The 15,059-nt window shown below is 37.7% G+C and carries 14 protein-coding genes and 1 tRNA gene; 5 read left to right on the forward strand and 10 right to left on the reverse strand.

Annotated features, from left to right (window positions below; genetic code table 11):
* The 8 genes from OLM56_RS01005 to OLM56_RS01040 all read right to left on the reverse strand — a co-directional run bounded on the left by OLM56_RS01005 (position 1) and on the right by OLM56_RS01040 (position 6,848).
* A complete protein-coding gene (locus tag OLM56_RS01005) occupies positions 1-606 on the reverse strand; it encodes a phosphatase PAP2 family protein (protein ID WP_264528022.1) in 606 nt (201 codons plus the stop codon).
* On the reverse strand, positions 607-981 hold the full coding sequence (locus tag OLM56_RS01010) for a twin-arginine translocase TatA/TatE family subunit (protein WP_121375212.1): 375 nt from the start codon (positions 979-981) through the stop codon (positions 607-609).
* Positions 982-1,072: 91 nt separating this feature from the next.
* Complete coding sequence (locus OLM56_RS01015) at positions 1,073-3,331, reverse strand: M1 family metallopeptidase (RefSeq protein ID WP_264528023.1); 2,259 nt, start codon at positions 3,329-3,331, stop codon at positions 1,073-1,075.
* A gap of 66 nt (positions 3,332-3,397) precedes the next feature.
* Positions 3,398-3,898 (reverse strand): DUF6702 family protein, encoded by a 501-nt coding sequence (locus OLM56_RS01020; protein WP_264528024.1) that lies wholly within the window; start codon positions 3,896-3,898, stop codon positions 3,398-3,400.
* 13 nt (positions 3,899-3,911) lie between these two features.
* On the reverse strand, positions 3,912-4,631 hold the full coding sequence (locus tag OLM56_RS01025) for a carboxypeptidase-like regulatory domain-containing protein (RefSeq protein ID WP_264528025.1): 720 nt from the start codon (positions 4,629-4,631) through the stop codon (positions 3,912-3,914).
* A complete protein-coding gene (locus tag OLM56_RS01030) occupies positions 4,621-5,373 on the reverse strand; it encodes a carboxypeptidase-like regulatory domain-containing protein (RefSeq protein WP_264528026.1) in 753 nt (250 codons plus the stop codon). The genes OLM56_RS01025 and OLM56_RS01030 overlap by 11 nt, the downstream gene beginning before the upstream one ends.
* Entirely contained in the window at positions 5,360-6,097 is a 738-nt protein-coding gene (locus OLM56_RS01035; protein WP_264528027.1) for a hypothetical protein, read from the reverse strand. The genes OLM56_RS01030 and OLM56_RS01035 overlap by 14 nt, the downstream gene beginning before the upstream one ends.
* Positions 6,087-6,848 (reverse strand): hypothetical protein, encoded by a 762-nt coding sequence (locus OLM56_RS01040; protein ID WP_264528028.1) that lies wholly within the window; start codon positions 6,846-6,848, stop codon positions 6,087-6,089. The genes OLM56_RS01035 and OLM56_RS01040 overlap by 11 nt, the downstream gene beginning before the upstream one ends.
* 152 nt (positions 6,849-7,000) lie before the next feature.
* Between OLM56_RS01040 and pepE the strand changes: the two genes are divergently transcribed.
* A complete protein-coding gene (gene pepE / locus OLM56_RS01045) occupies positions 7,001-7,708 on the forward strand; it encodes a dipeptidase PepE (protein ID WP_264528029.1) in 708 nt (235 codons plus the stop codon).
* A 57-nt stretch (positions 7,709-7,765) separates the two neighbouring features.
* Here the strand turns inward: pepE and OLM56_RS01050 are convergent.
* Positions 7,766-7,838, reverse strand: a tRNA-Gly gene (locus tag OLM56_RS01050).
* A 170-nt stretch (positions 7,839-8,008) separates the two neighbouring features.
* Between OLM56_RS01050 and OLM56_RS01055 the strand changes: the two genes are divergently transcribed.
* On the forward strand, positions 8,009-8,455 hold the full coding sequence (locus OLM56_RS01055) for a GNAT family N-acetyltransferase (protein WP_264528030.1): 447 nt from the start codon (positions 8,009-8,011) through the stop codon (positions 8,453-8,455).
* Positions 8,456-8,532: 77 nt separating this feature from the next.
* Positions 8,533-10,119 (forward strand): L,D-transpeptidase family protein, encoded by a 1,587-nt coding sequence (locus OLM56_RS01060; protein WP_264528031.1) that lies wholly within the window; start codon positions 8,533-8,535, stop codon positions 10,117-10,119.
* Here OLM56_RS01060 and OLM56_RS01065 read toward each other — a convergent pair.
* Entirely contained in the window at positions 10,108-10,818 is a 711-nt protein-coding gene (locus OLM56_RS01065; protein WP_121375222.1) for a murein L,D-transpeptidase catalytic domain family protein, read from the reverse strand. The two genes, OLM56_RS01060 and OLM56_RS01065, sit on opposite strands and share 12 nt — an antisense overlap.
* 217 nt (positions 10,819-11,035) lie before the next feature.
* Between OLM56_RS01065 and OLM56_RS01070 the strand changes: the two genes are divergently transcribed.
* Together OLM56_RS01070 and gpmI are read left to right on the forward strand one after the other, a co-directional pair.
* Positions 11,036-13,441: a carbohydrate binding family 9 domain-containing protein gene (locus tag OLM56_RS01070; protein WP_264528032.1), complete on the forward strand. Its 2,406-nt coding sequence runs from the start codon at positions 11,036-11,038 to the stop codon at positions 13,439-13,441.
* A complete protein-coding gene (gene gpmI, locus OLM56_RS01075; RefSeq protein WP_264528033.1) occupies positions 13,442-14,959 on the forward strand; it encodes a 2,3-bisphosphoglycerate-independent phosphoglycerate mutase in 1,518 nt (505 codons plus the stop codon).
* The last annotated feature ends 100 nt before the right edge of the window (positions 14,960-15,059 follow it).

A 15,059-nucleotide genomic window follows, 5' to 3' on the forward strand; every position in this document is an offset into this window, starting at 1 on the left:
TTAATTTCGGATTGGCTCGTCGTTCGTCGGATTGTCGACATATTCTTTTTGCGGAAAATACTTATCTCTTAAATAAGCATATAATTTCAGCATAATCAAAGCCATCAGGATTCCCCAGATGTAACCGCAAAGTATATCGCCAGGATAATGCAATCCAAGGTAGATTCTGCTATATGCAAAAATCAGAGGCCAAAGGAAAATGAATCCCATGTATTTCAGATAAGGCTTTAGTACCTTATACAGAAAGAAGGCTGCCGCCATCGAATTTGAGGCATGGCCTGAAATAAAACTAAAGGATTTTCTTTTTTGTACGGCCCTAATCAAGTCCACCAGATCAGGATTGCTACCTGGCCGCAGTCGTTGAAAACCATTTTTAAAAAGATTTGTAGTTTGATCTGTCAATGCAATCAGCAAAGCCATGACCACTATTATCATCAAGGCATGTTTCCAGCCAAGGTGCTTGAACACAAGATACATGATAATCGCAAAGATTGGAATCCAATTTATCTGTTTTGTAATGAATAGCCAAAAACCGTCGAATTGTTCCGAACCAAGGCTATTAAGATAAATAAACAGGTTTTTATCAAGTTCCAATATTGTTTCCATCTATCTGTCTTGTCTTTTTATTGGCCCCTCTCCTATGGTTTCGATATCTTCTTTGACTTTATTAATTTCGGCATCTACATCTTGAGTGATTTTATCTAAGCCAAAACTATTGTCGTTGGAATTTTCAATAATCTTGTTGAAGTTTTCCTTTACTTTATTGATTTCATCAGAAAAACCGCCTGTCAAAGATTTTGTATCTAGACCGCTATCTGAGGCTGTTTTGTGAATTTCCGACTTAATATCTTCAGTCGCATTTTTAAGCTGCTGCATTCCTTTACCAAGTGCTCTTGCAACTTCCGGGATTTTGTCTGCTCCGAAAAGCATGATTGCGATGAATATGATGAATATAAATTCTGATCCTCCTATGCCAAACATAATCTTGTATTTTATATCACAAAGATACGGTAAAAAACTAGCTGCAGTTTCAGCTTTATCTTTTTACTAATCTATTTTAATACGATTTTAACTAACCTCCTAATTCGTCAAACTTTGATTTTATCTTCTCTTTCGGCCATGAATTATTCTCAAGATCGATATCGGCAGTCTGTAATTTTGGATCCAGTTTTATCTTAGCAACTTTCTTTTCAGTAGCAAAAACACGGGATACCGTCTGATTTCCTTTTCTCCAGATTTGTACCGGAAAATTATAATCTTCTGTAGATCCGTCATCATAAGTCAGCTGTACCAAAATAGGCATCAACATGCCGCCTGGCTTATCAAAAGCAACTTCATAAAAATATTTCGGAGACTTGAGCTTGCTTCTTTCTTCTTGCGTATATTTTTCTTGGATGAAATCGGCCAAAACTTTTATATCATTTACATCAAAAGACTTCATATTCTTTTTATTGAGATCTTTTGAATCTCCAGAAACCATATACACAAATGGTCCGTCTTCTTTATTAAAACGGCCTCTTCGTATTGTTACGTCTTTAGTTTCCTTAGGAGCTTCAGACGAGACATAGTATTCTTTCACGTCTTGGATTCCGATATCTACATAATCTGTTGAATAGAACCATCCTCTCCAGAACCAGTCCAAATCAACTGCAGACGCATCTTCCATCGTTCTGAAAAAATCTTCTGGCGTAGGATGCTTGAATTTCCATCGATTCGCATAGGTCTTAAATGCATAATCAAACAGCTCTCTTCCCATAATAGTTTCACGAAGAATGTTCAGCCCCGTTGCTGGCTTGGCATACGCATTCGCTCCGAATTGTTGGAGGCTTTCTGAATTGGACATGATAGGCTCCAGAAAATCCTGAGGACCGCTCATATACGGAACAATTTTTGCCGCCGGCCCTCTTTGTGAAGGATAGCTTGAGCTTAATTCTTGTTCGGCCAAATATTGCATGAATGTGTTCAAACCTTCGTCCATCCATGTCCATTGGCGTTCGTCTGAATTGACAATCATCGGGAAGAAATTATGCCCTACTTCATGGATGATTACGCTTTGCATTCCGTATTTTATTCTTTCGCTTATGAAACCATTTTCGTCTGGACGTCCATAATTCCAACAAATCATCGGATATTCCATACCTTGATCTTCGGCAGAAATCGAAATCGCTTTTGGATACGGATAATCAAAAGTGTGCGACGAATAGCTTCTTAAAGTGTGCGCTACCGTTTTTGTGGAATATTCGCCCCATAGCGGATTGGCTTCTGGCGGGTATAAGGAAATAGCCATCACTGATTTTTCGGAAAGCTTCACAGCCATAGCATCGTAGATGAATTTTCTGGATGTCGAAATTCCGAAATCGCGCACGTTTTTAGCGCTGAATTTCCATGTTTTCTTTTTATCCGAAAATCCTTTTGATGCAGCTTCTGCTTCTTCTTGGGTAACTACCACAACAGGCTTGTCATAGGTCTTTTCAGCCAATTGGTATCTTTTTAATTGTTCTGCAGTAAAAACCTCTTTTCTATTCATCAGGTCGCCTGTAGCTTCTAAAACATGATCGGCAGGAACCGTAATATTCACATCAAAATTTCCAAAAGGAAGCGCAAATTCTCCAGCTCCCCAAAATTGCATGTTCTGCCAGCCTTCCACATCATTATAGACAGCCATTCTTGGATAAAACTGAGCGATTACATAGAGATTATTGCCATCTTTTTCGAAATGCTCATATCCAGAACGTCCTCCGTCTACTCTATAATTGTTTATGTTGTACCACCATTTTATGGAAAATGAGATTTTTTCTTTTGATTTTAGCGGCGTATCCAAATCAATACGCATCATGGTTTGGTTGATGGTATATTTCATCGGTTTTCCTTTGGCGTCTTTTACGTATTCGATTACAAAACCTCCGTCAAAGCTTTCTTCCATGAATTTCTTTGAAAATCCAGCAGGAGTCATGGCTTTCTCCATCTTTTGATTTTCGACCAATGTAGATTTAGAGTTTCTCTCTTTTTGATTTTGATCTAGCTGCACCCATAAATATTCCAGATTTTCAGGCGAATTATTATGATATGTTATCGTTTCCGTCCCATAAACTTTCGTGTTCTTGTCATCCAATTCGATGTCCATTTTATAATCGGCTTGCTGCTGATAATAGGCCGGTCCTGGAGCTCCAGAAGCCGTTCTGAACATATTAGGTGTCGCCAGAAGATCATACATCTGGCTGAATTTATTGGTATCGTATTTTCCAGGCTCGCGCTTCTTATCGGTGTTTTTTGTTTCCTGTGCGAAAACTACGGCAGGAAGCATTGCTAGTAGAAAAATTATTCTTTTCATTGAAAATCGATGATTTTGTTTTAAGGATTGAAATTTAGTCAATTTGGCGTAATGCAAAAAAAATTGCTAATAATTTAACACTCCGCGCATTTTTCCCGACGTAAGCAGCAAGCTTTGCTTATTCCCTGCAATATTGGTGTGGAAAATATGCTGCTGGTCGTACAACTCCATGAGGATGGTGTCTTTTATTTCTAACGAACTGACTTTTTCGATGTTTTTGATAGTGAAGTAGCAAATTAGCACATTGTCTTCGACTTCCTTTCCTAAAAAATGGATTTCTTTTTCTTGGCCATCTACCTTGATACTGAATTTTTCTTGAAAATATTTCTGAAGATACTCTTTGCTTTCTTTTAATTCTTTAGAGGTTCCGAGGTATATTTTTTTATTAAATTTTTTCTCGAGAGCCAAATCTATATCATCAATAAATAGTCGAGAAGTAATTTCTATCGCTTTTTTTTGCGGAACATAATCCAGCTGATTGACAGATACATAAAATTTGTGCAGTGACACGGAAGTCAATATCACAAAGAGAAATAGAAGAGAAATTGTCTGGATTACTTTTTTCATTTTCCAAAAATACTCAATCTTTCGGAACTTCTGAATTTTGCAGCTTATCGTATTCCACTGCAAGCTCATTAATCAAAAAAGTAGCCAGCGTTTTGTTTTTGGCCCTGACTGCAGTCGCAAATTTCAAATCTTCGATACAGAAATACTTGAATGCTCTTATATAATCGGGATGGATTTTGAGCGTTTCGGTGTAGAAAGCATCGTCATACAGATTGTCTACTTTCTCTAAAAGCATTTCTTTTTTTTCTACAGACACTTGTTGTTTGAGTCTTTTTGTCCTTCCTGACATGAAATTTAGCAACGGATCAAGAAGTCCTGTCGTCGCCGTTCGTACCTTTCTTTCGGCAGGCGTATATACTTTTGCAGGCTTGGATAAGATGCCTAGCGAAACAGCATTGATGTTATTATATTTGGTAATTTCGACCTCATCTAGTTGCGTCGCTTTGGGTATCATAGTGATGAAAACGGTTTCAGATTTCAAATCGTCAGCTTCTATAATTTTTCTTTTGTATTCTAGGCTGAGGGCAGATAACACCAAAAGATCATCTTCTTTAGCAAGAATTCGGAATTCGCCTTTTGCATCAGTTTGCACCGATTTTTCATTGACAAGATTGACCACGTTGATTCCTTCTATATTATTGCCATCGGCTGTGACTTTTCCGTGGATCATCTTTTCTTGTGAAAAAAGAAACTGCACGACAAACAAGCCTATTAAAAGGAAACTATTTTTCATCTGAAAGAATGTTGATGTATTTTGTTGCCAATTGGCCTAGCAAAAAATTCATCATCTGTTTGTTTTTATTGTTAAGTTCTTTTATAAACTGCGCGTTTTCAATAGCATAATATTGAAAGCCTTTTACATTTTCTGATGGAATTTTCAACGTACTTATGAGATAATCATCTTCATACAACTCTTGAAATCTTTTTATCAAAAGCTCCTTTCGCTCTACTTTTAGTTGGTTTTTTAAATTTTTTGTGCGTCCCGAGATTGCATTAATAATAGGATCAAGACTAAATATAGCTCCAAAACCTACCGAAAGATTTAAGTCAGTAGCGGTCTTGAGCTTTCTTTCTGCTGGCGTATATACTTTTGCTGGCTTTGACAAAATCCCTAAATCAACCGCATTGATATTGGAATATTCTGTAATGACGACTTCGTCGAGCTGATTCGTTTTTGGAACCATCTGGATTGTGATTATTTCTGCTTTCAAATCTTCCGAAGCTATAATCTTTCTTTTATATTCAAAATTTATCGCCGAGAGCACGAGCAGATCGTCTTCTTTTGCCAAAATATAGAATTCTCCATCAGCATCCGTAATAGCTGATTTTTCATTGACAAGATTGACTACATTGATTCCTTGCAAATAATTACCATCGGCTAGAACCTTTCCGTGTAATAACTTTTCCTGAGATTGCGAAAACACAATCCCTGTCAGCAGGAGAAAAAATAGGGCAAAATAATTATTTTTTCTCATCGGCTAGCAAGGCTTTATATTTTTCTGCTAACTTGATTATGGAAGCTTCCATGGCTATCTTATTATTTCCGTCCATAGCCTTCGCGAATTCTTCATCACCGACAATGTAGTATTTGAAACCATTAACGTAGTCTTTTGGAATATCCAAACTTTCAGTGTAATAACTTTCATCAAAATAATTATCGATTTTTTCGAGCCTGGCTATTTCTTTTTCAACTTGGACACCTTTTTTTAGTGTTTTTGTCCTTCCAGATAAAAAATTAAGTATGGCGTCGTTGCTGATGCCCAGGCCTTGAATCAGCTCTACAGGTTTTGAGGCTGTTCTTAGTTTTCTTTCCGCTGGCGTATAGACTTTTGCTGGCTTCACAACCGAAAAACCATCGCTGTCTTTGTTGACAACGACTTCATCAAGTACCGTAACTTTAGGCTGCATGACAATTTCAAGGGTTCCAGCGGTGAATTCATCGCGGGTAATGGTTTTTCTTTTATGCTCTAAATTTGTTCCTGATAATATCAATACATCACCCGTTTTTGCATAAATGACGAATTCGCCTTTGGCATTAGAACGTGCCATAGTAGCATTCGAAAAATTAACAATTTCAACATCTTCGACCAAAGCTTTGCCAGCCGTTATTTTTCCTTGCATCTTCTTGTTGTCGTTTTTTTGAGAAAAGACGACTTGAGAAAGCATTATCAGCATTATAAAAAAGTAGTTATTTTTCATCGGTTATGGTTTGAATGTATTTTTTAGCTATCTCTCCTAATAAAAATGTCGTCATCGCTTTATTTTTACTGCTCAAGATTTTCACGAATCGTTCGTTTTCTACCGCATAATACAAAAATCCTCTTACATGGTCAGAAGGAATCTTTAGTTTTTGCGTGTAATAGTCTTCATCAAACATATCCTCGAGCTGGCTCATCCATTTTTCTTTCCGCTCAGCTTCTAATTCTTTTTTCAGCATGGCTGTCCTTCCCGAAAGCATATTAAAGAGCGGATCGATCGTAAGCGAAGAATTCAGTCCTACTTTTGGATCTAAACCAGTGGCCGTTCTTAATTTTCTTTCGGCTGGCGTATAGACTTTGGCAGGTTTCGGAATAATTCCCAAATCATAGGCGTTGATGCTCTTATATTGTACGACCATAACTTCATCCAGCTGGTTTACCATAGTTTCCAGTTTTACAAAAAGCAATTCCTTTTCAAAATCACCGGGATCGACAACAACGGTCTTTCCTCTAAATTGTATGGACGAAAACATTATAGAATCGCCTTCCTTAGCCATAATCGAAAAGTAACCACCTTCTTTGGTTACTGTTTCTTTTCTAGAAGACAGATTCAGAACGTAAATCCCGTCAAGATTCGGCGTATACGCAGTTATTTTTCCTTTCAGCGTTTTCCTTTCAGAAGCTTGGGCAAGCACCGAAGGAGAAATGGCAATAAAAAAGGAGCATAAAAATAACTTTTTAAGCATAATCATGTGGGGGATAGGTTTGTCTGGTAAAAATATCCTATCTGCCTCCAAATATATTGCCAAAGACGTACTAAAATTATGTTAATAATAAACTTTTGCAAACCAGCACTCAATAATTTATAAACCTTGCTAACTTTACCGCTATTAAATCTAACGAAATGAAAAACCTGATTATCGCCAGCACTTCAACACTTCATGGCGGTGGCTATCTCGACTATCTGCTGCCTGAGCTTTCGGCGCATTTTAAAAATATCACGATGCTGCTCTTTATACCTTATGCGAGACCCAGCGGCATTAGCCATGACGAATATACTGAAAAAGTACGACAGGCTTTTTCCAAAATCGACATTAAAGTCAAAGGATTGCATGAATTTGAAAACCCGAAAGAAGCTATAAAACAGGCCGAGGGAATTTTTACGGGCGGCGGAAATACCTTCTTATTGGTTTCGCAATTGTACCGTTATGACCTGATGACCTTGCTATCGGAAACTTTAAAAAAAGGAACGCCTTATTTAGGAACCAGCGCTGGCAGTAATATCACGGGACTGACCATGCAAACTACGAACGATATGCCTATCATTTATCCGCCCAGCTTCCAGACTTTAGGAATGATTCCTTTTAACCTGAATCCACATTATTTGGATCCTGATACAAATTCAACACATATGGGCGAAACCAGAGAAACGAGAATCAAAGAATTCCACCAATTCAACACTTTGCCTGTTTTAGGATTGCGAGAAGGAAGCTGGCTCGAGGTAAGAAACGAAACCATCACTTTGAAAGGGAATTTAAAAGCCCGGATTTTTAGACAAAACCAAGAACCCGAAGAATTAGAAAGCGGAAGCGATCTGAGTTTTCTTAAATAATTTACAGAAATACTAAAAGCAAAAAACCTCAAGCTTTCACTTGAGGTTTGATTTTAGAGCGGAAGACGAGGCTCGAACTCGCGACAACCAGCTTGGAAGGCTGGAGCTCTACCAACTGAGCTACTTCCGCATTACTACGGTGCAAATATAAGTAATAAGTTTTTTCAGTTGCAAGTTTTTTTTCAAAAAAAATGGAATCTTTTTTTCGCAACCTTTGCAGTGATGCGCTTTTTAGCCTCTAAAAGTTTTAGTATTAAAATGTTATATTTTCAATTCAATTAAAAAAATTTCAAAATAAAAATGCAAACGATAAAAGAAATACCCGCGCTAGAAACATTTTCGGTCCGACTTCCTGTTTTGAGGCCGGGTAAACCGATAGAAACTTGCCACTTTGAAGGTGATAATTTAGAAACAACGAAGCATTTCGGGTATTTTAATGATAAAAAATTAGCAGGCATCGCTTCATTATTTAAACACCCTACTCCTTTTTTCAAAGAAGAACAGCAATTTCAGCTGAGAGGTATGGCTGTATTGTCGGAATATCAAAAAAAAGGAATAGGAGAAATTTTGGTCAAGCATGCCGAAAAAGATGCTATCGAAAGAGGCGGAAAACTCATGTGGTTTAATGCTCGAGAAATAGCCGTACCCTTCTATAAAAAGTTAGGTTATGGAATTATCGGCGAGCCGTTCGACATTGAAGACATCGGAAAGCATTACGTCATGTATAAAAATCTGGATACAATATAAAGTTTATCCAAATTAGTTCGCAACTTGAAACTTTTTAAGTAATTTCACCAAAGAAGTCCCCTAAAGCTATTTTGGCCATGTATCGATTTGTTCTCATAACGACATTATTCTTGCTGCTAGTTTCCTGCAAGGAGAAAGAAATTGCATACGCTGAGCCTTCAAAAAAGGATGTTGCAAAAACAGCTGAGAATGCAATCAAGCGTTATGCAGTCGATTCTACCTATGTCGCAACTTTTGAAAACGATTCGCTTACTTCGTTTTATAAAATGAATGGCTTCCAGACTGTATGGAACACTCCAAAAAACAGGACAGTAATCATTGATGCGCTTTTAAGAGCCGATCAGGAAGGATTAGACCCTACAGAATATAATGTCAAAGATTTGAATCGTTATGGAGAAAACATCACTGCATTAACCGACAAAGAAATTGCTAGCTATGATGTTTTGATGACGCTTTCTATCCAAAAATACCTCTGGCATTTAACACAAGGAAAACTAAATCCTCGAGAATTATACACCGATTGGGATCTCGCACAGAACAAGGCAGAAATCAACCAGATGCTGACAACCGCAGCTAATGGAGATTCTTTGCAAATCATTATCGAAAAGGCCAAACCGACTCATATCGTTTACAAGAAACTGAAAGACGCTCTGATTCTCATCAATACTTTCCCTACCGATACCTTAAAAAAAATTGAAATTGCGGTAAAATTAAAGGTCAACGACACCAGCTCTTCTTTGATAGACATCAAAAAAAGACTGATGTATTGGAGGGATTTAAAAGCGCCCGATTCTCTTACTTCGCTTTATGATCCGGAAACAGCAAAGGCTATAAAACGATTCCAGCTTAGGCATGGACTAGCGGCAGACGGAGTAATTGGAAGCGGTACCGTTATGGCCTTGAATACTACAAAAAACACAAGAAAAGAACAGATTATTGCAAACCTTGAGCGCTGGAGATGGTTTCCGCGAGAAATGGGAGAACATTATATTATTGCCAATATTCCCGATTATAAGCTTCATACCGTTTTCAAGAACGATACGACGCGAACACATAATATTATCGTCGGTACTTCTAAAAGAAAGACGCCCATATTAAGTTCTAAGCTAAGCTATGCCGTTTTTAATCCAACATGGACTGTACCGCCGACAATTCTCAAAGAAGATATTATTCCTGCAACGACCAAAAATCGAAATTATCTGGCTAGCAAAAACATTACGGTCTATGACAAAAATGGAAAAGAAATAAGCGCTGCCAGCTGGAATCCAGAAAAAGCCTTGAATTACCGCTATGTCCAAAGTCCTGGAACCTATAATTCGTTAGGAATGGTAAAAATAATATTCCCAAACAATTTCACGGTTTACCTACATGACACGAATCATAGGGAATATTTCGACAAGACAAACCGCTCGCTAAGTTCCGGATGCGTCCGCGTTCAAAATCCGTTAGAATTGACCGAGTATCTACTAGATGACAAAACCAATTGGAGTCTTGAAAAAATTACGGAAACGCTAAAAAGGGAAAAAACACAAAGTGCTAAAATCAAAAATGAAATCTACATTTATCAGCTCTATTGGACCGCTTGGAGCCATGATAATATACTCCAGTTCAGGCCAGATATCTATACTTTAGACAGCGAACTGTATTCTAAATTACGAAATTAATTTGGTAGCTGTTTTGTAATTTGCCGTAGGATGGTAAATAAAAAGACAAGACTTATCTTTGATCACATTAATAACTTCTTTCGTAATTCCGACTGGCAATGCAGGACAACCTTGGCTTCTTCCTAATCTTCCATGGCTTTTTATAAAAGATTCTGCCACATAATCAGCACCGTGAATCACGACCGCTCTATTTCTAGCATTATCGTTGATTCCTTTTTCCAGTCCGTCAAGACGAAGCGAAAGTCCATGTTTTCCTTGATAAACTTCTCCTGTTGCATAAAACCCAAGGCTGCTTTTGTTTGAAGAAGATGCATTTGAAAATTCTTTTGCAAACTCTTCACCAGTATTTCTTCCGTGAGCAACAAGCGAATTGTAAAGGATTGTGTTTGTAGACATGTCAATAATCCAAAGCCTTTTCGCATTGGATGACAAGCTAAAATCAACAATCGTCAGGATATTTTTTGTAATCAGTCCTTTTTCTTTCAACTGGTAAAAGCCTTGAAGCGCTTTAGAAAAGCTCTCCATTTTTGGTAAAGGAAGATTATTAGAATGCAGCGTGCTGTATATTTTTTCGGCTTTCATCGAAAAACTTGCTTCTGAAGTGGCTGCGATTAATTTTTCAGGTTCTGTAGGCTTGCTCACATTTGTTGAAAATGAAGCAATAAACAACATAAAGACGGGTAAAAACTTATAAATCATTGAAATTCTGATGGGTTAAATTGACTTGGGGAGCGCCAAAAGTATTAAAAAAAATTTACTCACAAAATTTATTATTCTTAAAATGAGGTATTTAACAAAAATAACCGTTTCTTAAAATTAATGTAACAGAGATACTAACGGAAAAAATTCAAAAATATTGTAAAGTAATTGTGTATCTATATTTTATGGCTATTTTTGTTACTCCAAACAAGCACTAATGGGCAAGCCTTTTTTATTGATTTTATTCTTTTTCTCAATCATTTTTACTTTTGATGCTTACGGTCAAAGAAAAAATTTGCAGACAAAATCAATTTCTGAAAGCATTACCATTGATGGAAAATTAAACGAATCCATCTGGAATAGTGCCACTGTTGCTACCGATTTCTTAATGCTCGAGCCTGACAATGGAAGGCCAATAAGCTCCGAAAAAAAAACCGACGTCCGTATACTTTACAACAATGATGCCATTTATGTAGCCGCATTGCTCTATGACGACGACCCTAAAAAAATCCTGAAAGAAATGACCCAAAGAGATAATTTTGGGACAGCAGATCATTTTGGAATCTTTATCAACGGATTTAATGACGGCCAGCAAGATTTTCGATTTTTTGTAAGTGCTTCAGGCGTACAGATGGACTGCCTTGCTACCGAAGGCAACGAGGACTACAGCTGGGATGCTATTTGGGACAGTGAAGTTACAATAACAGAATTTGGCTGGGTCGTTGAAATGAAAATTCCTTATGCCGCTTTGCGTTTCTCTAATGCCGAAAAGCAGACTTGGGGCGTTAACTTTTATAGAGAAATCAAAAGAGACCGCCAAAAATATACTTGGAACTTGATTGACATGAAAATTGGGGCGACACTTCCGCAAACCGGACAGCTCGAAGGTATTGAAAATATACAACCTCCTACTCGCCTTTTCTTTATCCCCTATTCTTCTTTTTATGTGGAAAACAGCGAAGAAGGAACCGACAACAAATTCAAAGCCGGAATGGACATCAAATACGGCATCAACGATTCGTTTACGCTGGATGCTATCTTGGTTCCCGACTTCGGTCAGACCAAGTACGACAATGTAGTATTAAATCTTGGTCCTTTTGAACAGCAATTCAATGAAAATCGTCCTTTTTTTACAGAAGGAACCGACCTTTTTAACAAAGGAGAATTATTGTACTCTAGAAGAATCGGCGGAAGCCCTTCGGTATACTTATCTTCAACCGACGAAAATATTATTGCCAGTAATCCGTCTTCTGTAAACCTCATCAACGCCGTAAAAGTCTCTGGAAGAACTTCAAAAGGATTAGGAATTGGAGTGCTCAATGCCGTTACTGAAAAAACCTATGGCAACTTCAGAAATACCCAAACAAACGAGACAACAAAAGTAGTCGTAGAACCGCTAACCAATTATAATATCCTAGTTTTAGACCAACGGTTCAACCAAAATTCGTCGGTTGCGCTTGTCAACACCAATGTAACACGGAATGGAGAATTCCGCGACGCGAACGTTTCTGCCGTAGTTTACGACCTAAATACCAAGAATAACAAATTCAACCTTACGGGTGATTTCAAATACAGCTACATCAACGAATATGGAGATAATGACAATCAAGAAGGCATCAATACAGCAATACAGATTGGAAAAAAAGGTGGCAAATGGAGGTATAATGCAGGAGGATCGTATGTTTCAAAAAAATACGATGCAAATGACTTGGGAATTACGTTCATAAATAATTTTCATGGCATTTATACCAACATTGGATATCGAATCTTGAATCCAAATTCTGTTTTTAACACTTTCAAGATCAACACAAATTATTATGCCGAATTTCAAAATACAACAGGTCGATTGCAGAAAGGAGAAATAAACATTGATTTTAACTCAACCAGCAGAAAAAACGACTATTATGCATTAGCAGTCTATATCAATCCGCTAGAAACCTATGATTTCTACGAGTCGAGGGTAGACGGACGATATGTAAATATCCCGAAGAACGTTTATTCTTCAATTTATTTCTCGTCGAATTACAACCGAAAATTTGCTCTAGACATAACACCTTATTGCACGATAACAAGCGAAAAAAATCGTGCTTCTTACGGCTTAAAAATAGCCCCGCGATACCGATTCAGCAACAGACTGCTGATGAATTACATGATTGAGATTTACAACCAAAACAGTGACAGAGGCTGGGTTGCTTTTGACAATGACGACATTATTTTTGCAGAACGAGACCGAAGAACACTGACCAATGAGCTTGGGTTGAAATACGCTATGAATCCGAAAATGACTTTAAACCTCGCAGCTAGGCATTACTGGTCTTATGCAGAAAATAACCAATATTTAACACTTCAAAACGACGGAACGTTAGCATCAAATAGTACATTTACAGTAAATAAAAATTCGAATTTCAGCACTTGGAATTTTGACCTTTCCTATTCGTGGTGGTTTGCTCCCGGAAGCCAGATTTCTGTACTTTACAGAAACAACGCAACCGACTTTAGGACAGAAATCGACAGAAGGCTAGGAAATAATTTCAAAAATCTTTTTGACAACAACCTGAACAATATCTTCTCGATCAGCATCAGATATTTTATTGACTACAATTCGATTAAAAATAAATTTTAGATGAACAAGAAAGTAATCCTAATGATTTTGGATGGCTGGGGCAAATCTCCAGATCCGAAAGTTTCTGCAATTGACAATGCGAACACGCCTTTTATAGACAGCTTATATACACGATATGCAAACGCTCAACTACGAACGGACGGACTGAATGTAGGTCTGCCAGAAGGCCAAATGGGAAATTCAGAAGTTGGACACATGAATCTTGGAGCCGGAAGGATTATCTATCAAGATTTGGCAAAAATAAATCTTGCTGTTGAAAATAAAACACTAGAACAAGAAAAGGCATTAGTTGAAGCTTTCCAATACGCAAAACAAAACAACAAAAAAATACATCTTTTGGGCCTAGTTTCTGATGGCGGCGTTCACTCCCACATCAATCATCTAAAAGGTCTGATTGATGCTACGCAAGATTTCGGGCTAGAAAATGTTTTTGTCCATGCCTTTACCGATGGAAGAGATGTCGATCCAAAATCTGGAATATTCTTCATTTCGGCTTTAGAGAAACATATCGAAAACACGCCAGTAAAATTGGCTTCGATAATCGGACGCTATTACGCTATGGACCGCGACAGGCGTTGGGAAAGAGTAAAACGCGCTTACGACTTATTGGTCAACGGAATCGGAACTCATTCTCAAAATGCTGTCAGCAGCCTCCATGACAATTATGAAAAAAATATAACCGACGAGTTTATCGAGCCTATAGTAATGGTCGATCAAAACGACAATCCCGTCGCAACAATCAAAAATGATGATGTCGTGATGTTTTTCAATTTCAGGACAGACCGTGGAAGACAGCTGACCGAAGTTCTTACGCAGTTTGACTGTCATGAGCAAAACATGCACAAGCTGAACTTGTATTATGTTACGATGACTAACTATGATGATAGTTTTGTCGGAATGCATGTTATTTACGACAAAGACAACATCACCGAAACGCTTGGCGAAGTTTTAGAAAAGAACCATAAAAAACAGATCCGAATTGCCGAGACCGAAAAATATCCTCATGTGACATTTTTCTTCTCAGGTGGAAGAGAAGCTCCTTTTGTTGGTGAAACCCGAATCTTAAAAAACTCTCCGAAAGTTGCGACTTACGACTTGAAACCCGAAATGAGCGCTTATGAACTAGCAGACGCATTGGTTCCAGAATTAGAAAAAGAAGAAGTAGATTTTGTATGCCTGAATTTTGCCAACGGTGATATGGTCGGCCACACAGGCGTTATGGAAGCAGCTATAAAAGCTTGTGAAGCCGTTGACAAATGTGCCGAAAAAGTAATTACTGCCGCTTTGGAACACAATTACACGACCATTGTTATAGCTGATCATGGAAATTGCGAGACGATGATTAACCCAGATGGAAGTCCAAATACGGCACATACAACAAATCCGGTTCCGATTATTTTAGTTGATAAAGAGTTAAAACTTATCAGCAATGGTGTTTTGGGAGACATTGCCCCAACCATCCTTGATCTGATGGGCATCAAAAAGCCAGAAGCGATGACACAGCACTCTTTGCTGTAATCAATTGCAAATAAGACACCTACACTAAAACAGCAAAATTTCATCCAAAAAATGAAGTTTTTGCTGTTTTTCTTTTGACATCAATTGTTAATTTACACAT

Source organism: Flavobacterium sp. N2550, from assembly GCF_025947265.1.
GTDB lineage: Bacteria > Bacteroidota > Bacteroidia > Flavobacteriales > Flavobacteriaceae > Flavobacterium > Flavobacterium endophyticum.